This window comes from Shewanella sp. Isolate7 (assembly GCF_022398425.1).
Lineage (GTDB): Bacteria > Pseudomonadota > Gammaproteobacteria > Enterobacterales > Shewanellaceae > Shewanella.
In genome coordinates, this window is sequence record NZ_JAKEVJ010000023.1 from 39,349 (window position 1) to 56,912 (window position 17,564).

The window sequence follows — 17,564 nt, forward strand, 5'->3', positions numbered from 1 at the left end:
GCGCAAACGCTGTCTGTCGTGCAATCGGTATCTTTAGCGCAGCACCCGATGGAAGAAGGCCACTGCCTGCTGATAGATCTGCAGCGCCAGTGCGGGATCGTATCTGTCACCCTCATCGCGCATGAAGGCATGCAGGGCATTGACCTCAAGATAGGTGAACTTGCGCCCCGTCTCCGTCAGTCTGTCATAGATGAGCCTGCGTCCCTCACTCGGCACATGGGGATCTTGCTTACCGAATACCAGCACCAACTCTCCGTCTATATCGCCGGTACGGCTCAGCGAGTCATTGCCAGGATTAGCAGGCAAGGTATTGGAATGTATGTCCGTAGGATAGAGGCAGAAGGCACCGACGACATCGATATTCAGTGCAGCGCGATAGGCCAGATGACCACCGATACAGACGCCCATGGCCCCGATCTGATTGGTGCAGAAGGCTTGGCTCATGGCGAAGTCGACTAAGGCCTGAGTGTCGCTGTCGTGATGCTCCAGCGCCTTGGTAAACTTGTCCTGATTGCCCTTATCTTTGCCCTCATCGTCATAGGCCAACACTGTGCCTATGGGGTTGAGCTCATGGAAGACTTCCGGCACCAAGACCACGAAACCGTGACCGGCCAACATGGTTGCGGCCCTGGCGATGGGTGCGGTTTGCTGGAAAATCTCCGAGTAGAAGATAATCGTCGAAAACAAGCCTTCGCTGTCGGGACGATAGAGATAACAGCGCATCTTACCCGTCGGCGTGTCTATGTCGTGAACTTCCTGTTTTACCATCATAATCTTGCCCTCAGGCCAATAAACTTGTCCTTAAGTTATCAGCCTGAGCCCCCCTTGTCAGGTGAAACCCGGCTGACGAAACAAAAGAAGTGAAAGAAGTAAAGACGTGAAAAAAGTTAAAACAGCTGATTAGGACATTCTTCACCGTCGAGCAGCTGGCGCACATTGGTCAGGCTGGTATGGGCAATGGCGCCGAGCGCCTCCTCGGTCAAGAAGGCCTGGTGACCGGTAAAGATCACGTTGTGGCACGCCGACAATCGTCTGAACACATCGTCTTGGATGATCTGATTCGACTTATCTTCGAAGAAGAGCTCTTTCTCATTCTCGTACACATCCAGCCCCAGGGAACCAATCTGCCCCGTCTTCAAGGCTTCCATGGCATCGAATGCGTTAAGCAGGCCGCCACGGCTGGTGTTGATCACCATGACCCCAGGTTTCATCTTGTCAAAGCTCGCTTTGCTGAGCAGGTGGTGGTTCTCTTTGGTCAGCGGACAATGCAGGCTGATGATGTCGCTCACGGCATAAAGCTCATCCAGAGACAGGTACTCTATCCCCATATCCAACACAGCCTGATTCGGATAAGGATCATACACCACTACCTTGCAGCCGAAGCCTAACAGTATCTTGATGGTCGCCACCCCAATCTTACCCGTGCCGATCACGCCCACGGTACGACCATACATGTTGAAGCCCACCAGCCCCTCGAGGGAGAAGTTAGCGTCGCGGGTACGTTGATAGGCCTTGTGAACCTTACGGTTTAGGGTCAACATCAGCGCCACGGTATGCTCGGCCACCGACTCGGGCGAATAGGCTGGCACATTCACCACCTTGATCCCCAGACGTTTGGCCGCCTCGAGATCGACGTTATTAAATCCGGCGCAGCGCATAGCAATGATCTTAGTGCCATTTTTAGCTAGCTCGACCAACACCTCTTCACATAGCGAATCGTTGACGAAGGCGCAGATCACCTCGAAACCATAGGCCAGCTTGGCCGACTGCATACAGAGACGATAATCGAAATACTCTATCTGAGCGCCAAAGGCCTGGTTGGTGCGGTTGAAATGTTCCATGTCATAGTGCTTAGCACTAAAAAAACCTATTCTCATCTTAGCTACCTAAAAGTGGTTCAACATTAGACAGAGGTTTGCAAGCCTAGTATCGCAAAGCCCCCACCTGTCTTGGCTCCATTATAGCCAAGGAAAGATGTGACTTAGCAAAGATAAATCGCGCTTAGATCACGAAATGGTTAACTTTGTGAGCCGTCAATGTGTTTTAAGTTGATTTCCTGCTAAGCTGGCGCAAATTTTCAGCCTTCTTTCACCTTATGAGCAATAAGCATAAGCCGATTTCCGAGAAAAAGTTTTGGCTACAACGCCTGAGCAAGACCAGCCTGCGTGCCCTGCATATCTTAGGGATCACGGGCGCCGGTGGCGGCATCCTACTCGGGGTGGATAAGACCCTGTGGTGCAACTACTGGATCTTGGCCATGAGTACCGGCAGCTTGCTGATGCTCTGGGAGGTGGTGCGAGACTGGCGCTGGCTGATCCAGCTAAAGGGCGTGCTGACCCTGGTAAAACTCTGTCTGCTGGCACTGTTTATTCCCCTCGCCGACTACAAGAGCGAGCTGCTGATCGTTATCGTCTTGCTCTCTGTGGTGGTCTCACACGGCCCGGCAGGGCTCAGACATTTTTCTGTGATACATGGACGACGCCTCGATGGACGAAAAGAGATTAAGGGCTGAAGCCGCCCCACTGCTGACGCAAAGCAGTCAGCTTCTCAGACTCGATAGCCATCCCCAGGTGCTGGACCTTGCCTGCGGCACAGGGCGCAACGGCCTATGGTTAGCGGCCCATGGCGCCCAGGTCACTTTTATCGACAAAGACCTGGGCCGACTCGCGGCGCTACCGCCCCAGTGTCGGGCGCTGGCGCTCGACTTGGAAACTGGCGAGGCAAAGCTCCCCAAAGCTCAGACAGAACAGGCACAGTACGACATCGTCCTGGTGTTCAACTACCTGCACAGACCACTGTTTGAGGCCATAAAGGAGAGCATCAAACCCGGCGGTCTCATCGTCTACGAGACCTTTATCGCCCGACAGGCAGAGGTGGGCAGACCCAAGAACCCCAACTTCTTACTGACCGATGGGGAATTATTGCAGCGCTTTTCATCCTGGGAGACTTTGCACGCTTTCGAAGGTGATGTAGGCTGTGAAGATACGCCTTGTTTCAAGGCTCAATATATTGGCCGCAAACCGGCAAAATAGGATCTCACAGCGTTAAGGACGATAGATGTTTCCCTATCCCGAACAGTACCGGCTCGCCGCACCGCCATTGGTTACCGCCTTCATGGTGTTATGGTCAATCCTGTCACGCGCCCTGTTCGGCGACGACAGCGCCATCGCCTTCTACCCGCTGTTTATGCTGTTTCCCCTCAATATCTTACTGCACGGCAAGTTAATCTGGCAGGCCAAGGGAATAGAGCGGCTGGATCAGGGCATCTACGCCTTTATCCACCTCAGCCTAGCTTTCGTGGTGTGGACCTTCGCCATCATGCATGTCAATGGCCACAGCTTTTAATCCCAAGCTCCACCATAACACCCGCCTAAGCCACACCGGTTTCGTCCACAATACTTGCGCCGCCCGCGCCCTAAGGGTATCTTTGCAGCCCGATTTAACCCCCAAGGTTTGCTATGACTGATTTTGTGTATGCGCCGCCTACCGACCCCTGGCTCGAGATCCTCCATGAGGATAAAGATATTCTGGTGGTCAATAAGCCCTCTGGCCTCTTGTCGGTGCCGGGACGCGACCCCGCCTATCATGACAGCGTCTACACCCGTGTCTTACGCGACCACCCCAACGCCCAGATAGTACACCGCCTGGATATGGCGACTTCAGGTATTATCGTGGTGGCGCTCAGGCGCAGCGCCGAGCGGGAGCTTAAGCGACAGTTTCGTGATAGGGAGACCCATAAGATCTACTATGCCCGCGTCGCCGGCCACGTGAAGGCGCAGCAAGGCAGCGTGGATTATTCGCTTATCTGTGACTGGCCTAACCGACCTAAGCAGAAGGTGGATCATCAACTTGGTAAGGCCTCTAAGACACTATTTGAGGTAGTCAGCCGCGCCAAGCGTTCGACTCTGGTCAAGCTCACGCCGATAACCGGACGTTCTCATCAGCTACGTGTTCACATGATGGCCATAGGACACCCCATCTTGGGCGATAACTTCTACGCCGATCCTCTAGCTAAGCACCTGGCACCGCGTCTGCTACTGCATGCTCAGTCGCTGAGCCTGACCCATCCCTACAGCAAACAGCCTATGACCTTCAGCACGCCAATCCCCTTCACGGATGTCACCGAAGAGCAATAGAGCCCGGTATTAACTTATCGGCTCTCACCGGGCCTGTTCTGCGACAAAATCTACTTAACTCGCTAAAAGGTTAGCAGTTTGCTAACCAATGCCGTAAATTACTTCATAATGTTGACTTAAAGCGGTATGTAGTAATGGATAGTTCATTTCAGCGAGACCAACTCGACAACCAGATCCTCTCGGCGCTTATGGAGGAGGCTCGCACCCCCTTCGCCGAACTGGCTAAACGCTTCGGCGTGAGCGCCGGTACCATACATGTGCGGGTAGAGAAGATGAAGCAGGCTGGCATCATCACAGGCGCCCAGATCACGGTCAACCCCAAGGCGCTCGGCTATGACGTCTGCTGCTTTATCGGCATCAACCTCAAGAGCGCCGGTGATTACCCCGCCGCCATCGCCAAGCTCAACGCCTTAGAAGAGGTCACCGAAGCCTATTACACCACGGGTAACTACAGCATCTTCGTCAAGGTGATGTGCCAGTCGATCGATGGCCTGCAACATGTGCTAATCAACCGCATTCAGTCCATCGATGAGATCCAGTCCACCGAGACACTCATCAGTTTACAAAATCCAATCAGCCGCGCAGTGAAACCTTAATCCAGTACCACTGGGGCTTGCAGGCTTAGCGAATACTACTATAAAAAAACCGCTTACAACTTTTTCCTCTACCAGCTTTAACTTTGGTAATCTTTTGTGTTAAAAAGAACAAGCCGTCAACATGGCGGAAACAAAATAAGAAAAGATTAGTAACCAAAGTTACAGCAATACCAATAGTGTTTTGTGTCTCAAAACACTTCTATTTGACAAGGAAGAAGTTGTGAAAACTAAATTATCTCTAGCCATTTCAGCGGCGCTGATCTCGAGTGCTGCTTATTCAGTCGCGGCAATGGCAAGCCCGCAAGCAATCAATACCCTTAACTTATCTCCTGCCCAAACACAGAACCTGAAGCAAGTTCAGAGTGTTTCTGGCATGTATGATCAGTTTGACCGCAAAACCGGAAAGAACACCTTCCAGTGGGCAAAGAAAGGGCTACAAGCCCCTGCACTTGGCGCATTAGAATACAAATATAAATTAGCTACTGCAGCCGATTATTACCTCAATGCCGTCACAGGGATTTCGACTGCAAACAAAGGCCCTTCTAAAGCAGTTCTTAAGAACATGCACGACAGCGGCCGTGGCGCAACTGTCGCTAAATATAGCCAAGAAGTTAACGGCATCGAAGTGTTCAATCGTGAAGTCAATGTCATGATGAACAGAGAATTTCAGTTGGTAGCAGCATCTGGACAATTTGCTAGTGTCACCAATAGTAGCCCCTCTATTTCTGGCCTGATAGACGAATTTGAAGGCGCAAATGCCGCAGTAGAAACCGCTTTTGCCGATATGGGTGGTAACGCAGTTACACTGACAAAGCAAAAGAGTAATGACGCTAAATATCAATCATTCTTAGCGTCAAACATGTCAGGCTCTAAGCAGATCATTGGCTCACCGCGCGCTAAACAAGTCTACTTCGAGAAGAAGGGCAAGCTGGTTGCCGCTCACTATGTCGAATTAGAAGTTGGTGATAAAACAAGTGTCGATTCTGAATTTTATAGCTTTGTTATCGACGCAAACACCAACGAAATCCTTTTCAAGCACAACCTAACTGCAGAAGACTCAGCATTTAATTATCGCATCTATGCTGATGAAGCTGGCGTGCCTTGGGATAGCCCTCACGGCAACGTTATTCCTGCAACTAGCGCAGACCAAGAGGATGCTACGGCTTACTTAGATGCGCCTATGGTAACTCTTACCCACGGCCCAATCAGCACAAAAGATGCTTGGCTAGCAGAAGATGCAACCGTAACCTCAGGTAACAACGTAAATGCCTATGTCGATGCCATTGCACCCGATGGATTTACCAATGGCGATTATACCGCAGAGGTCACCAGTGCTAATACCTTCGACTATAAGTACAACACCAGTGAAGTCGAAAGTTCAGTCAATAACCGTAAAGCTGCGATAGTTAACCTATTTTACATTAACAACTACTTGCATGACGTTTTCTACGATCATGGCTTCGATGAAGCAGCTGGTAACGCCCAAGCACTTAACTATGATCGTGGCGGTATCGAAGGCGATGCCATTCGCGCCGAAGTCCAAGATAACTCAGGCTTTAACAACGCGAACATGCGTACTCCTGCAGATGGTTATTCTCCACGCATGCAGATGTACCTATGGGATAGCAAAGATGCCGTCAATGGCGAAGACTATGGCGCAACAGTCACCTCTGATGACACTGTCGGCCTGCTTGGCTCAACTAAACGTTCAGGCTTTGGTCAAGGACAATTTAGTGTAGCGGGTAAAGTCGTTCGTATCGATGATGGTGTTGATACTACGACTGATGGTTGCGATAAAACTGTGAATGGCGCCGACATAATGGGCAACATTGCCATTATCGATCGCGGCGCATGTGCCTTTACGCAAAAAGTAAAGCACGCTCAGGATGCGGGCGCAATTGCAGTACTCATTGCCAATAATTCTGGAACTGATGAGCCAGCACCTATGGGTGGCTCTGACGATACAGTGAAAATCCCTAACATGGGATTATCATTCAATGACGGTGCAAAGATCTATGCGCTTTTGGATGCAGGTAAAGATGTCACGCTCTCCATGTTTAATAACAAGCCATATAAGGCGAGTTCTTGGGATAACGCTATCGTTGCGCACGAATGGGGTCACTACATCTCTAATCGTCTAGTCGGCAACGCATCAGGCTTGATCAACCAACAAGGTCGCTCAATGGGTGAAGGTTGGGGTGATTTCCATGCCTTGCTGTTAGTATCTGAAGCTGACGATGCTAAGCTAGCCGGCAACGAGATGTTCCAAAAGGCCTATGCCGCGGTTTCTTACGTTGGTAGCTTCTACTCTGGTATTCGTAACTATCCTTACAGTACCGATATGAGCATCAACCCACTGACCTTTGCCAACGTCGAGCTAGGCAATGGTACAGGCCCTGACATAAATGGCGACGCAGAAGTACATGACGCGGGTGAACCTTGGGCTGCTATGCTATGGGATTGCTATGTTGCGTTAATCAACGATGAACGTCACTCATTCGAAGAAGCCCGTAGTTTGATGATGGATTATCTGGTTGCAGGCTATAAGATGACGCCAATTGCGCCTACTTATACCGAAGCTCGTGATGCGCTTCTCGCGGCAGCCTATGCTAATGATCCGGCAGATTACGAACTGATGTTAGCGGCCTTCGCTCGTCGTGGTATGGGTATGGGTGCGGTTTCACCTGAGCGTTTCGATAGCAAACACACTGGTGTTGTTGAATCTTACGAAACAGAACTTGCTTCTTTTACAGTCGCTAATCATGAATTCAACAACGACTTCGAAGGTCTAACCAATGGCTATTGTTCGAAAGACGGAATTTTAGACAAAGGTGAAACCGGCACTGTCACCTTTACCGTTATGAACAAAGGCAGTAAGGCGCTAGAAAACATCGAAGGTGTTGTTAAGGTTACTAGTGGTCAAGACGTAACATTCGCCAATGAAGGCAAAGTATCGTTTGGTGATGTAGGCATATTCGGTGAGGCAACTAACGAGCCAATTGAATTCACCCTAAACGACGCAGCCACTGCAGATGAAGTTACCTTTGAACTGTCATTCCCTGAGCTTGATGACGAAATCAAAGCTCAGACCTATACACTATCGACTGCAGTAAATATGGACTTCAAGATCAAAGATATTGAAGGCAATATGTCGACAAGTGACATGGAAGACTTTACAGGCCTGAAGGATTTCAATGAGATAGTACTTGAAGGTGGTGACCTGGCTAAAGGCACTGCACAGCTAAGTAGCCGCTATGCAGCATATTTCCCTGTCGATGCCCAGTATCTATACATTAGAAACAATGGCTTCTCATCCGATGTTGCTTATGAAACTAAGCCATTCACCGTAGGATACGGTGGTGACTTTACCATGAGCTGGTTCCACTATTTCCAAATTGAACAGGGATACGATGGTGGTGTCGTTGAAATAAGTGTCAACGGTGGTGAATGGGCAGACGTTACAGAAATGGGCGGTATCTTCACAACTACTGGCTATACGGGTGAACTAGCAGAGCTATTGCCTGGTCGCGAAGCCTTTACTGGCACCATGGCTACCTTTGGCGAAACCGAAACCGTTAACTTCGGCACAGCGTTAAATGGCAATCAGGTACAGCTACGTTTCCGTATGGTTACCGATACCAATACAAGTGAATATGGATGGATAGTTGACAACGTAACCTTCAACAACATCACCTCAAATGTTTTCTATGAGCAAATTGCTGGTGATACTTTCGCTTGTGAAAACCGTTTACCGACAGTGACTGCTAAGGCAAGTTCTACGTTAGTAAAAGAAGGTGATGTGGTAACGCTATCTGCAACTGCAATTGATCCAAATGCTGATGACGTGCTGACATATAGCTGGACACAAGATTCAGGTCCTGCTGTAGAAATCAAAAATGCTACAAGTAGCGAAGCGAGCTTCGTGACTCCCGCATTAAATGATCCAAAGGCGACATTAAACTTCACGCTTACTGTGAGTGATGGCACAGGAGAAGTGAAGAACAAGGTGAAAGTAAGCTTTGCAGCTGTATCTAAAGAGAAAACTAGTAGTTCAGGTGGTTCTTTAGGCTGGCTTTCATTGTTACTCATACCTTTTGCTGCACTACGTCGTCGTAAGTAACATAGGTTAACTTCACTACCTATTTAGGTAGTGATTGAATATAAAAAAGCCATAACATTAAGTTATGGCTTTTTTACGTCTGTTCTAAAGGAAATTATTTAAAACCACCAAAGGTATTCTCTAAATCAATTTCACCGATATCAGGCCTTATTTCTAATCCCTTAGATGTCATGACTCATCAAAAACTATCTGATGTTTGCTTTCCACTATAATCAATCTCTATTTCAACACGAGAAAACACATCATTTTGGCGTAATGCTTGATAGAGTTCGTAAAGATCACCGCCTATCTCTAAGGGGATTAATCTATAAGTTGACGTTGCGATCTCATTCACTTCATAATGTTCAATCACTCCCTTGGGAAGCTGAGATGCGATTACGACAAAACTCCCTTTGATAAGACCAGAACCTGACTCAGACAAGCTCTGAACAACACTTCCCTTCTTCAATACTCTATCGTTTGAACTAAATTTCATGCCGTTCAATTTATAACTGTATTTTGAATCACTCTTCTCTAGTAGCGACAGAGAAACTTCTTCCCTGTTTTCAGTTGAATTTGCAGCTACTGATGATGCATGTTTCATGTCATCTTGGCTTTCAATACTGACAGTATCAGGCTTCTCAGTCGAACAGGCACCCAACAATACAATTAGTGATAATAAAATCCTTTTTTGCATTCGCTCCCCCTAGATTCCTTAGTTATCAATGCAATTTGAGTGTAACACTAGTTGTTACAGGAATCTCACCTATATAGTTATTGACTAAAGCGCGAACACCTTAGTCATCACCTTATAGAGCTCTGTGCCTTGATACACAGACGCCGAGGCAAAATGCAGCACGGGCACACAGTCAACAGGCAGACTCAAGGGGACTATCGCGTCCTCCTCGCCATATCTGTCGACACGCAAGATGTTGGCGAGCGGTTCACCGGCGGGCAGCGGCTGCCCGACCTTGGCCTTGTACTCCACCAAGCCACCTAGGGGCGCATGATACTTCTTATAGTCTTTCAGGTAACAAGCGTAGCGTGGCATCGCCGCAGGCTCTACGCGCTCACTTATTACGCCGCGCTTGCTGAGATAGGCCAGTATCCCTTCGACATCCACCAGGGCATCCGCCAAATCGACATTCTCCTGACTGCCAAGCTCCAGGGTAAAGCCCGATACGGGCACCTCAATCTCGTGCCCCTGAGTAGCCAGGTATTCACTCAGCTGCCACCAGGGGCAGAAGATAGACTCATCCATGGCCCCACCAAACTCATTAGGGATAAGCAGGGTATAAGGAATAGAGAAGTACTTGGCGGCATCTTGGTCATACTCGGGACAATAGAGATGTTTGCACGACTTAGGGCCGGTATGCAGATCCAGCACGATATCCGCCCCATGGCCCATCTGCTGCAGACTCACCGCCAGACGATGTCCCGTGGTGATCCCCCAGGGCTCATGCAGACGGCTGTAACACTGCTCAACCAGCAAGGCCCTGAAATGGGCAATTAACTCGGCATCAGTAAGATGTTTGTGCCCCTGATACCAGCTAGCAATGTCCAGTTTATGATCTAGGTATTCGCGGTTCCAGTTCACCCCGGTGATAGGGTCGAACCGTCCTAGGGTAAACTCGCCACTCTTTTGATTGATCCCTAAAGGATTAGCCAGTGGCACCAGGGTCACCTTGCCGCGCAGCTCACAGGTTTCGAGCGCCTGCATCAGCTGATAGATCACCGCATTGCCCTGCACCTCGGCGCCGTGCACATTGGCCTGAATACAGACGCTCGGGCCGGTCACGACCTCGGGGACAAACTCAAACAGGTTGAGTTCAAGATCTTGACCCGTGGCGAGCTCGCCAACCTTTAACGTAGAACGAGTTGGTTTCATCATTGGCCTTCGAACAGATTCTGATGCAGCGCACTCACCACCTGAGCCGCCTCAGACTCGGCCACCAGGACACATAGGTTGTGCGGGCTTGCCCCCTGACAGATCATGCGCACATTATGGGGTTCGAGTACCTCGAAGACCCGGCGACACACACCGGCCGTGGTGGCAATCTTATTGCCGACGATCGCCACCAGCGCCAAGCCCTCTTCTACCCGCACCCGGCAGTGCTGTGACAACTCCTGCAACAAGGCCTCGCTCAGCAGGCTGTTTCCTGCCGAATCGGATCCCGTCTTATCTAAGGTCAGCGAGACGTTTACCTCTGAGGTAGTGATCAAATCCACACTGATCTTATGCCTTGCCAGGGTGGCAAAGGTTTCGGCCAGGAAGCCCTGGGCATGCAGCATCTGCAGGCTATGCAGATTGAGTAGCGTCTGGTCGCGTCGCACCGCTACGGCGCGATAAATAGGCTCGTCGTTCACCTGATGACGAATCCAGGTGCCGCCGAGCTCAGGCGCCTTACTGGAACCGACAAATACCTGAATCTTATGTCTGACCGCAGGTAATATGGTGGCAGGATGCAGCACCTTGGCGCCGAAGGTCGCCATCTCGGCCGCCTCGTTAAAACTGATCTCAGGGATAGGGCGAGCATTGGGCGCCAGCCTTGGATCGGTAGTAAAGATGCCTGGCACATCAGTCCAGATCTCCACCGCCGAAGCATCCAGCGCCTCGGCGAGCAGCGCAGCGGAATAGTCGCTGCCGCCACGGCCCAATGTGGTGGTCGACCCCTGCTCATCGGCGCCAATAAAGCCTTGAGTCACGATACGCTGCTCTCCCAGCAGTGGTAGCAGGTGCTCTGTGCAAAGCTGCTTCACCGCCTCGATCTGCGGCTCGGCGCGGCCGAAATGACTGTCGGTGCGCATCACCTGACGCACATCGAAGGCACTCGCCCGCTCGCCCTTCTCTCTTAACACGGCAGCAAAGAGCACAGACGAGCACTGCTCACCCTGAGCCAATAATTCATCTATGGTCGCCTTGCTGCGATGCTGGCAAAGCGACTCACTCAGGCTGGCAATCTTACTTAAGATGGCATCGAGACGCGCGGCCACATCGTGGGGCTGGCCCAGCTCGTCGAGGATCTTATATTGAATAGAGGCGATCGCCTTGAGTAACTGCTGACGACGCTCAAAATCCACACGCTCCTGAGTCAGTTCCACCAGGAGGTTAGTCACACCACTCGAGGCGCTCACGACTACAACGCGGGTATCGGGATTGGCCAATACGATATCGGCACAGCGGTTCATCGCCTCATAATCGGCGACAGAGGTTCCACCAAACTTAGCAACAACAATAGACATTAGCGCACCTCAACCCAAACAGCCGACGATGACACGAAAGAAATAGATAACATTGAATACGCTCCGAACTCACTTCGTTCGAAGAGCCTGGTGCAAAGATGACGCACCCCAAGACGGGAAACAACGATTGCCACCAGAAGCTCTCCACCAAAAACAGGTGACAATCAATGGGATTCAGCCCATTCGACCGATAAACAGATGAAACCAAACATCTCTTTACCTCGGCGTTAATCTCCCTCATAAACCGTCAACGGAGTTTGGACTCCTCGGGCTTACTACCTAGTTAACGCTCCTCTTCTGTATCACTAACCTTATCGATCAGGATGCAAGAAAACTATCAAACAACCGAATAAAAAGTCAACGATATTTTAGCCAGTCATGATGAAAGCCATTCAACATAGACGGCCCTAGGGTCTGTTGGCCTTTCGCGTTCATTTTTGCAGCATTCTGTATCGATTTTATACAAGGCAGAGCGATTGTAATGTAGTGCACTACATCAATGAGCGATAACGCAGTAGAAAAATGATACAGAAGCTGCCCGCAGGGTTCGTCTTGAGCACGTTCACCTCTTTGTTACTCGGCTTTTATATAGAATGACTATATCTCAAACCTCGTGCCGCGATTTGAACGTACTCAATTAGAACAAAATTTGTGCTCAAAAGGTCAGCAGGCCCTAACGACTAATGTCCGGCAGTTCGCTAACCAAGCAGACCCTTGCGGAAAACTTACCTAAGGTAACCTCATCATACGCGACCAGACAAGGCACCAGTTGCAGCTCATCGTTATCGACAAAGTAGATGGCGTTTTGATTAAACACCTTGCCCAGCTCCACCGCGGCAGCCTTATCGATAGAGACCGCCCAACTCTTTTCCATATGCCCCCGATCGCTGGAGGCGCCGGTCAGGGCACGATAGGGGTATTGCAGGCGTTGAATATGACGTTGAAGCTGTTTATCGAGGAGGCGGTTTTGCGAGGGAGAAAGGTGTTGGCCTTTAGGATTATGAGCGGTAATGATTGCAAATGATAACGAGGGAGAGAAAGGTTGAGTGAGTAAGAATTGCGTTTGCTGATAGCATTGCCAAAAGTGTTCGTTCGCTGTGCTCATCACTAAAATATTCCTAAATTAGATTCAGTCGATTATAGCAAAATTCGCTCACCTTCCTAGAGGTGTGAGGCAGGTCACTTTATGAATTTTTATTAATATCATTAAAATCAAAGATGTACACAAAACAATGTGACTTACATCAAATCTCAAAGGAATTTTGTTAACATTTCATTTGTTAACAAATGACTAAAACGAGTACAATAAGTTCGTTGATTCACTTCCACTCATCTCACGATGAAATACTTTTTGTTACATCTTGTCGGCGACAAGGTCATCAAAAGTTAGTCAATTTCCTGTATAAAATGTGAGCTTAGGCTGATTTAGCATTTAAACTTGAAAATATTAAATAGTTAACGGAACTATTCCCAACTATTGTTAATCGAAGTGAATAGCAGTTCGCGTGTCTTTTGAAAGAGATACGTATACTTTACTAATCATGAAGTGTGTTGCTGTATCAATAGTTTTTTGATGAAAGCACTAAGTGAGTTGAGTAATTGTCGCGAAGACAGATAGTGCGCAGCAGCACCAACTAGCGCTCATGGTTAGAACAGTTTTAAACAAATATTAGGTAAATAAACATGCAAAACCCGCACATTCTGATCGTTGAAGATGAAGCCGTTACCCGGAACACGCTAAGAAGTATTTTCGAGGCTGAAGGATATGTGGTAACTGAAGCCAATGATGGCGCAGAGATGCATAAAGCCATGCAGGAAAACAAGATCAATCTAGTGGTGATGGATATCAACCTACCCGGTAAGAATGGTCTACTGCTTGCGCGTGAACTTCGTGAAATCAACAACATCGGCCTTATCTTCCTTACCGGCCGAGACAACGAAGTTGACAAGATCTTGGGCCTGGAAATTGGTGCCGATGACTATATCACCAAGCCATTCAACCCACGTGAACTGACTATCCGTGCACGTAACCTGCTGACTCGTGTTAACAGCACCGGTGGCGAAACCGAAGAAAAGAGTGCAGTAGAATTCTACCGCTTCAACGGTTGGAGCCTAGAGATCAACAGCCGTTCACTGGTTAGCCCACAGGGCGAGTCTTACAAGCTGCCTCGCAGCGAGTTCCGCGCCATGCTGCACTTCGTTGAGAACCCAGGCAAGATCCTGACCCGTGCCGATCTGCTGATGAAGATGACTGGCCGTGAGCTTAAGCCACACGACCGTACTGTGGATGTGACCATTCGTCGTATCCGTAAGCACTTCGAAAGCCTACCAGACACGCCAGAGATCATCGCCACCATCCACGGCGAAGGCTATCGTTTCTGCGGTAACTTAGAAGAAGCATAAATCACATCCAGCTAGCGCAAATGTGATTTAATTTGAAAAGCCAGTCTAACGACTGGCTTTTTTGTGTCTGGAACACTTATGCCAAAGCCCTGGATTGGGTAGTTTTGGGATTGTTACATCTGGGGTTGTTACATCGATGGTACTCTCCACCCGAGGCTTTGCTCTCAAAAGCCAGAGTTGTATCTACACATATATTCTATCTCTTCGATTTAGCTTCATTTGGTATGTTCAAATAAAACGAAAGAGATAACTCAAGACAAACAAAGTGCCAGACCAAAATACTCTCCACTTTTACCAAAAATTCGTTGATAGCCCCCTATGATGCTTAACATGCAACATAGATAAAAACGACAAATGATATAAACCCAAGAAAGCAATAGTCCATAAGTAGCTAATTGTGATAGATAAAACTAATTACTTATGGTATGTTACAGCAGTTAAAAGGCTTGTTACACCAAGCAAAAATGAATAACACAAGGAACTGAACTCACGGACTGAGTTGTTTAAATCACTACTTCTCTCCTAAAAGTCACTCCTGCATCCATCATTTATAAAAACAGGCTTGTTTTTAACAATTACTTGGTTTCAATTTTTACAAGGAGATAAAATGAAACTACTTAGTTTAGCCTTCGCAATTGGGCTAATACCTCTCACTGCAATAGCGCAAGATGCCAGACCACCATTAGAAAACGTTTCTGTTATCAGTACAGATTTAACTACTTTGTCTGTACAAAACTTTTCTGGATCACCCATCACTATCGATATCTATGGAAAAGAATTCGATATCAGACCATCTTCGGGTCTTTCTTTTCAATGTGAAGGTTATACACACTTAGAAATTCTAGTAAAAGACATGATTCATGACTATTTCGAAGTTCCTTGTAATAGTCGGGTTATTTTTGAAGAAAACTTCAACATTCAGCAGTAGGGAAACAATGAAAAGAATAATTTTAGCTTCAGTTGCCGTTGCTTTATTTGGCTGTGGTGGTTCAAATTCTGACGGTTCATCTAAGTCAACTTACTCCTCATGTAAAATTACACAATCAAGTGCCTTGCTAGCTAGTGATCGTGATCGAGACTTAAAACAATGCTGGAACGCTCCAGGTAAAGGTTATGAGAGCATGGGAGATGCCATGCAATGGTGTGAATCTCAAATCAATGCATACATTGCAAACACCTATCTCATTGGTCACAACGTAACTTATGTTGCCGAATCAACCTATTGCCCTAACTAAGATGTTTAAGCGCATGTAAAGCTTTTCAATTACATATTTCTAAAAGGAAAAAGTAGCATGCGCTTACTTACATTAATGCATCGACAATATTTAGTAATATTGACACTCCAACACTAGAGCATAAAAAATGAAACTTAGAATATTAGCAACTGCTTTAATGATATCCATTATGTCGGGCTGTGCATCTGTTCCACTTGAAGACTCAAAAACAACAAACAAGGCCAAAGAATTTAGCGCCCCCACTAATGAAAAATCTGGGCTGTACATTTATCGCTCGGGAAGCTTTGGTGGCGCTCTAAAAAAGGATGTTTGGATTGATGGAGAATGCATAGGAGAAACCGCACCCAATATATTTTTCTATGTCGAACTACTTGGAGATAAAGATTACAAAGTTTCCACTGAATCAGAGTTTTCTCCTAATGACCTAATCGTAAAGGTTGAAGCAGGAAAGAACTATTTTGTTCAGCAATATATAAAGTTTGGCGCCTTTGTAGGTGGAGCAGGTTTAGAGCTTGTGGACGAGGAAAAAGGTAAAGAAGAAGTCTCTAAATTAAAGATGGCAAAACAAGGGAAATGTAGTAAATAGATTTACTCATAACCAAACTATCTATATTTAGGGAAGGTGCGAATAAGTCCCGTGCTTGCTCTGCGTGTGCTTAAAGTGGATAGATGCAAGGCACAGTTTGCAGCGAATAGCCCTAGTCCTTCGCAAGAACTGTAACGCAGCAAGTACCGCTGTAAGCCTCGCCCTGCGGGGCTTGGATAGCAACACCATTTCAGCGTTATTCAACTTCAGCAGGCCTCGGCATGCCCTCAGTTGAATGCCTTAAACTGTCGCTGCTATCAAAGCCAGAGCTGTGCGACGACTTGTTCGCACCTTCCCTAGGGAAGGTGCGAATAAGTCCCGTGCTTGCTCTGCGTGTGCTTAAAGTGGATAGATGCTAGGCACAGTTTGCAGCGAATGGCCCTAGTCCTTCGCAAGAACTGTAACGCAGCAAATACCGCTGTAAGCCTCGCCCTGCGGGGCTTTGATAGCAACACCATTTCGGCGTTATTCAACTTCAGCAGGCCTCGGCATGCCCTCAGTTGAATGCCTTGAACTGTCGCTGCTATCAAAGCCAGAGCTGTGNTGCTTGCTCTGCGTGTGCTTAAAGTGGATAGATGCTAGGCACAGTTTGCAGCGAATGGCCCTAGTCCTTCGCAAGAACTGTAACGCAGCAAATACCGCTGTAAGCCTCGCCCTGCGGGGCTTTGATAGCAACACCATTTCGGCGTTATTCAACTTCAGCAGGCCTCGGCATGCCCTCAGTTGAATGCCTTGAACTGTCGCTGCTATCAAAGCCAGAGCTGTGCGACGACTTGTTCGCACCTTCCCTAGAGAAAGGGCGAGGCCACTACACTCCTTATTAAATAGAAACGACATCCACATGATTCCCCTAGAAAGAATCAAACGCCGTTCATTCGAAGAAACGTTTGGCTGCAAGTGTAAACACGTTTTTGGCCTTCGAAATCTGGGATGATTTCGCAGAGCCCACCACAGGTGATAGATAACCATGTAGGGGCGACCTTCAATTGCCTCGCCAACATCCATGCTGGGCAGATGAAACGTATCCGTCCGGAGAACTGCACCTAGCCGAGTTTTGCATTCCAGGGTAGCAAGTGTTCTAGACACTCGGGCTTAAGTGACAACTGCTCAAGGCAGTACATCAAGTAATCGAAGGGCGTCAACCCATTCGCCTTGGCGGTTTCGATCACACTGTACAGTATGGCACTCGCGTTCGCACCATTGGCCGTATTGGCAAATAGCCAGTTCTTCCGCCCAATGACGAACGGTTTTATCGCTCTCTCGGCG

General features: G+C 48.2%; 17 protein-coding genes and 1 riboswitch. Of the genes, 10 read left to right on the forward strand and 7 right to left on the reverse strand.

The window, feature by feature from the left end; translation table 11 throughout:
* Nucleotides 1–33: 33 nt before the first annotated feature.
* Nucleotides 34–771, reverse strand: coding sequence for a dienelactone hydrolase family protein (locus L1D47_RS07580; protein ID WP_239883722.1), 738 nt, complete (start codon nt 769–771; stop codon nt 34–36).
* A 116-nt stretch (nt 772–887) separates the two neighbouring features.
* On the reverse strand, nt 888–1,877 hold the full coding sequence (locus tag L1D47_RS07585) for a 2-hydroxyacid dehydrogenase (RefSeq protein WP_239883724.1): 990 nt from the start codon (nt 1,875–1,877) through the stop codon (nt 888–890).
* Between the two features lie 218 nt (nt 1,878–2,095).
* On the opposite strand from L1D47_RS07585, the gene L1D47_RS07590 reads away from it, so the two are divergent.
* The 6 genes from L1D47_RS07590 (at nt 2,096) to L1D47_RS07615 (ending at nt 8,852) form a co-directional block, all read left to right on the forward strand.
* Entirely contained in the window at nt 2,096–2,512 is a 417-nt protein-coding gene (locus L1D47_RS07590) for a hypothetical protein (protein WP_239883729.1), read from the forward strand.
* On the forward strand, nt 2,487–3,032 hold the full coding sequence (locus tag L1D47_RS07595) for a class I SAM-dependent methyltransferase (protein WP_239883730.1): 546 nt from the start codon (nt 2,487–2,489) through the stop codon (nt 3,030–3,032). The genes L1D47_RS07590 and L1D47_RS07595 overlap by 26 nt, the downstream gene beginning before the upstream one ends.
* A 25-nt stretch (nt 3,033–3,057) precedes the next feature.
* Nucleotides 3,058–3,345 (forward strand): hypothetical protein, encoded by a 288-nt coding sequence (locus tag L1D47_RS07600; protein WP_041510124.1) that lies wholly within the window; start codon nt 3,058–3,060, stop codon nt 3,343–3,345.
* A gap of 113 nt (nt 3,346–3,458) precedes the next feature.
* On the forward strand, nt 3,459–4,136 hold the full coding sequence (gene rluA / locus L1D47_RS07605) for a bifunctional tRNA pseudouridine(32) synthase/23S rRNA pseudouridine(746) synthase RluA (protein WP_239883731.1): 678 nt from the start codon (nt 3,459–3,461) through the stop codon (nt 4,134–4,136).
* A 134-nt stretch (nt 4,137–4,270) separates the two neighbouring features.
* Nucleotides 4,271–4,732, forward strand: coding sequence for a transcriptional regulator AsnC (asnC, locus tag L1D47_RS07610; protein ID WP_011864588.1), 462 nt, complete (start codon nt 4,271–4,273; stop codon nt 4,730–4,732).
* Between the two features lie 220 nt (nt 4,733–4,952).
* Nucleotides 4,953–8,852 (forward strand): rhombosortase-dependent M36 family metallopeptidase, encoded by a 3,900-nt coding sequence (locus tag L1D47_RS07615; protein ID WP_239883736.1) that lies wholly within the window; start codon nt 4,953–4,955, stop codon nt 8,850–8,852.
* 178 nt (nt 8,853–9,030) lie between these two features.
* Here the strand turns inward: L1D47_RS07615 and L1D47_RS07620 are convergent, their stop codons facing one another.
* The 4 genes from L1D47_RS07620 to L1D47_RS07635 form a co-directional block, all read right to left on the reverse strand.
* A complete protein-coding gene (locus L1D47_RS07620) occupies nt 9,031–9,528 on the reverse strand; it encodes a hypothetical protein (protein ID WP_239883738.1) in 498 nt (165 codons plus the stop codon).
* A gap of 84 nt (nt 9,529–9,612) precedes the next feature.
* Nucleotides 9,613–10,719, reverse strand: a complete 1,107-nt coding sequence (locus L1D47_RS07625) for a succinylglutamate desuccinylase/aspartoacylase family protein (protein WP_239883751.1) — start codon at nt 10,717–10,719, stop codon at nt 9,613–9,615.
* On the reverse strand, nt 10,719–12,074 hold the full coding sequence (lysC, locus tag L1D47_RS07630) for a lysine-sensitive aspartokinase 3 (RefSeq protein WP_239883740.1): 1,356 nt from the start codon (nt 12,072–12,074) through the stop codon (nt 10,719–10,721). The genes L1D47_RS07625 and lysC overlap by 1 nt, the downstream gene beginning before the upstream one ends.
* 129 nt (nt 12,075–12,203) lie before the next feature.
* Nucleotides 12,204–12,379: riboswitch (Lysine riboswitch) on the reverse strand.
* Between the two features lie 368 nt (nt 12,380–12,747).
* Nucleotides 12,748–13,179 (reverse strand): DUF3293 domain-containing protein, encoded by a 432-nt coding sequence (locus L1D47_RS07635; protein WP_239883741.1) that lies wholly within the window; start codon nt 13,177–13,179, stop codon nt 12,748–12,750.
* 578 nt (nt 13,180–13,757) lie between these two features.
* Here L1D47_RS07635 and arcA point away from each other — a divergent pair.
* The 4 genes from arcA to L1D47_RS07655 all read left to right on the forward strand — a co-directional run bounded on the left by arcA (nt 13,758) and on the right by L1D47_RS07655 (nt 16,298).
* The gene (gene arcA, locus L1D47_RS07640; protein WP_011864583.1) at nt 13,758–14,477 is read left to right on the forward strand and encodes a two-component system response regulator ArcA; all 720 of its coding nucleotides are present in this window, start codon (nt 13,758–13,760) and stop codon (nt 14,475–14,477) included.
* Between the two features lie 607 nt (nt 14,478–15,084).
* Nucleotides 15,085–15,405, forward strand: coding sequence for a hypothetical protein (locus L1D47_RS07645; protein WP_239883743.1), 321 nt, complete (start codon nt 15,085–15,087; stop codon nt 15,403–15,405).
* 7 nt (nt 15,406–15,412) lie between these two features.
* A complete protein-coding gene (locus L1D47_RS07650; protein WP_239883745.1) occupies nt 15,413–15,712 on the forward strand; it encodes a hypothetical protein in 300 nt (99 codons plus the stop codon).
* Between the two features lie 127 nt (nt 15,713–15,839).
* Entirely contained in the window at nt 15,840–16,298 is a 459-nt protein-coding gene (locus L1D47_RS07655; protein WP_239883746.1) for a DUF2846 domain-containing protein, read from the forward strand.
* Nucleotides 16,299–17,341: 1,043 nt separating this feature from the next.
* On the opposite strand, the gene L1D47_RS07660 is transcribed toward L1D47_RS07655, so the two are convergent.
* A partial coding sequence (locus tag L1D47_RS07660; protein WP_239883748.1) for a transposase domain-containing protein occupies nt 17,342–17,564 on the reverse strand: 223 nt, incomplete at its 5' end.

Coding starts and splice junctions, on each gene's coding strand:
- rluA (WP_239883731.1), top strand. CDS start 3,459: ATGACTGATTTTGTGTATGCGCCGCCTACCGACCCCTGGCTCGAGATC.
- L1D47_RS07600 (WP_041510124.1), top strand. CDS start 3,058: ATGTTTCCCTATCCCGAACAGTACCGGCTCGCCGCACCGCCATTGGTT.
- L1D47_RS07645 (WP_239883743.1), top strand. CDS start 15,085: ATGAAACTACTTAGTTTAGCCTTCGCAATTGGGCTAATACCTCTCACT.
- lysC (WP_239883740.1), bottom strand. CDS start 12,074: ATGTCTATTGTTGTTGCTAAGTTTGGTGGAACCTCTGTCGCCGATTAT.
- L1D47_RS07580 (WP_239883722.1), bottom strand. CDS start 771: ATGATGGTAAAACAGGAAGTTCACGACATAGACACGCCGACGGGTAAG.
- L1D47_RS07595 (WP_239883730.1), top strand. CDS start 2,487: ATGGACGAAAAGAGATTAAGGGCTGAAGCCGCCCCACTGCTGACGCAA.
- L1D47_RS07650 (WP_239883745.1), top strand. CDS start 15,413: ATGAAAAGAATAATTTTAGCTTCAGTTGCCGTTGCTTTATTTGGCTGT.
- L1D47_RS07625 (WP_239883751.1), bottom strand. CDS start 10,719: ATGAAACCAACTCGTTCTACGTTAAAGGTTGGCGAGCTCGCCACGGGT.
- L1D47_RS07590 (WP_239883729.1), top strand. CDS start 2,096: ATGAGCAATAAGCATAAGCCGATTTCCGAGAAAAAGTTTTGGCTACAA.
- L1D47_RS07655 (WP_239883746.1), top strand. CDS start 15,840: ATGAAACTTAGAATATTAGCAACTGCTTTAATGATATCCATTATGTCG.
- arcA (WP_011864583.1), top strand. CDS start 13,758: ATGCAAAACCCGCACATTCTGATCGTTGAAGATGAAGCCGTTACCCGG.
- L1D47_RS07585 (WP_239883724.1), bottom strand. CDS start 1,877: ATGAGAATAGGTTTTTTTAGTGCTAAGCACTATGACATGGAACATTTC.
- L1D47_RS07635 (WP_239883741.1), bottom strand. CDS start 13,179: ATGAGCACAGCGAACGAACACTTTTGGCAATGCTATCAGCAAACGCAA.
- asnC (WP_011864588.1), top strand. CDS start 4,271: ATGGATAGTTCATTTCAGCGAGACCAACTCGACAACCAGATCCTCTCG.
- L1D47_RS07620 (WP_239883738.1), bottom strand. CDS start 9,528: ATGCAAAAAAGGATTTTATTATCACTAATTGTATTGTTGGGTGCCTGT.